At 74.4% G+C, this 1751-nt stretch carries 2 protein-coding genes and 1 pseudogene; 1 reads left to right on the top strand and 2 read right to left on the bottom strand.

Annotated elements, in window-relative coordinates:
* Nucleotides 1-101 precede the first annotated feature (101 nt).
* Complete coding sequence (locus x551_RS21760; RefSeq protein WP_036251346.1) at nt 102-710, top strand: aspartate kinase; 609 nt, start codon at nt 102-104, stop codon at nt 708-710.
* Nucleotides 711-717: 7 nt separating this feature from the next.
* Here the strand turns inward: x551_RS21760 and x551_RS21755 are convergent, their stop codons facing one another.
* Both x551_RS21755 and x551_RS21750 read right to left on the bottom strand, forming a co-directional pair.
* On the bottom strand, nt 718-1401 hold the full coding sequence (locus x551_RS21755) for a (5-formylfuran-3-yl)methyl phosphate synthase (RefSeq protein ID WP_036251343.1): 684 nt from the start codon (nt 1399-1401) through the stop codon (nt 718-720).
* Nucleotides 1398-1751: pseudogene (locus tag x551_RS21750) on the bottom strand (DUF447 domain-containing protein); the annotation flags it as partial. The pseudogene x551_RS21750 and the gene x551_RS21755, both read right to left, overlap by 4 nt.

The raw sequence follows: 1751 nt of genomic DNA, 5'->3' as shown, positions 1-1751 counted from the left end.
CTCGACGACCTGCCGCAGGCCGACGCGGCGCTGCAGCGGCGGGCCCAGGTGGGTGCCCCCAGCGCGGCGGTCGCGCTGCTGCGGGTGCGGGAGACGGCCTGATGTGGGTCGTCAAGCTCGGCGGCAGCCTGAACCAGGATGCGTCGCTGCCGCAGTGGCTGGACCTGCTGGCCGAGCTGGGCGGTGGCCGTGTGATCGTGGTGCCGGGTGGCGGCGCCTTCGCCGACCAGGTGCGCGACGCGCAGTCGCACTGGCAGTTCGACGACCTGGTGGCGCACAACATGGCGGTGCTCGGCATGGCGCAGACCGCGCTGATGCTGCAGGGCCTGTGCCCGGCGCTGCAGGCCGCCGCCGGCGAGCAGCCGCTGCGGCGCGTGCTGAAGGGCGGCCAGACGGCGCTGTGGCTGCCGCTCGACCTGCTGCGCAGCCGGCCCGACGAACTGACCACGTGGGACACCAGCGCCGACAGCCTGGCGCTGTGGCTCGCGCAGCGTCTGCACGCCGAGCGCCTGCTGGTCGTCAAGTCCTGCACCATCGATGGCCGGCTCACGCTGTCGCAGCTGGGCGACGCGGGCGTGCTGGACGCCGGCTTCGCGCAGCGCGCGCGCCAGGCGGCTTTCCCGATCGACCTGCTGCACAGGGGCGAGCTGACCCGCGCACGCGCGCTGCTGCTCGACGAGTCGCTCAGCTGCCGGCCGTTCGCTGACTAGTTTTCTCTCACGCCGCCTGCGCGGCGTCCTCGCACTGCAGCTGCTCGCGCAGCGCCCGCACGCGTTGCGGGTCGAGTGCGGCGGTGCGTGCGCCGCTGCACACCGCGCTGCGGAAGCCGGCGAAGTCGGGCGCGATGGATTGCAGGCGCGCCAGGTGCTCGAAGCGCAGCGCGCCGGCCAGGCCGCACAGCTTGCCGCTGCGCCGCACCTGCGTGACGAAGCGCTGCAGCTGCACCTCGCTGGCGATGTCGAACAGGCTGCCGCGCGCCTTGTCCTCGGTGTCGAGCATCAGCGCGGGGAAGGCCAGCGCGCCGGCGCGGGCGAGCAGCGCGCCGTCGATGCCGTGGTCGGCCACGAACACCGGCACCACCGCGTGGCCGCACATGGCCAGCGCGTCCAGCAGCGCATGCTGGCCGGGCGCGATGCCGACCTTCACGTAGTCGACACCGCAGGCGGCGGTCTCGGCCACGCGCTCCAGCACCTCGGTCGTGCCGGCGCAGTCGCCGATCGTCGCGCTGATCGGGCGCCGGCCCGGTGCGTGCTGCAGCGCCTCGACGATGGCTTCGAGGGTGGCCGGCGGCAGTGCCCCCAGCGCGCCGGCGGACGGCTCCTTCAGGTCGATGAAATCCACGCCGGCGGCCGCGGCGGCCAGCGCCTCCTCGACGTTGCGCACGCTCACCAGCAGCCTCATGTGCCGGCTCCGGCCTGCACCCGCTGCCGCGCCACGGCCTCGCGCAGCCAGCCCCAGGCCTCGTGTTCCTCGGGCCCGGCGGTCTTGTCGATGGCGATCTGCAGGTAGCCCATCTCGGTGTCGACCTTGTCGGGCGCCAGCATGTGCAGCCGGCTCACCAGCACCGCGCCCTCGATCACCGCGGCCTGCGCGCGGTTGAAGCCGGGGAAGGGCGCATGGCTCACGTCGAGCACGCGCGCCAGCGTCAGCGTGGGGCGCTCTGCGTGGTCGTCGTCGTGCCGCAGCTCGAGCTCGCTGTGCGCCAGCGCGCTGGCGAGCCGCCGGCCGGCGATGGCCTGGGCCGGCAGCAG

It is taken from the genome of Methylibium sp. T29 (assembly GCF_000576205.1).
Lineage (GTDB): Bacteria > Pseudomonadota > Gammaproteobacteria > Burkholderiales > Burkholderiaceae_C > Methylibium > Methylibium petroleiphilum.
The sequence above is the reverse complement of the archived record's forward strand: the minus strand, read 5'-3'. Positions and strand labels throughout refer to the sequence as shown.

What these genes read in the sequence shown, in the direction of transcription:
- x551_RS21760 (WP_036251346.1), top strand. Translation starts at nt 102, where the DNA reads ATGTGGGTCGTCAAGCTCGGCGGCAGCCTGAACCAGGATGCGTCGCTG.
- x551_RS21755 (WP_036251343.1), bottom strand. Translation starts at nt 1,401, where the DNA reads ATGAGGCTGCTGGTGAGCGTGCGCAACGTCGAGGAGGCGCTGGCCGCC.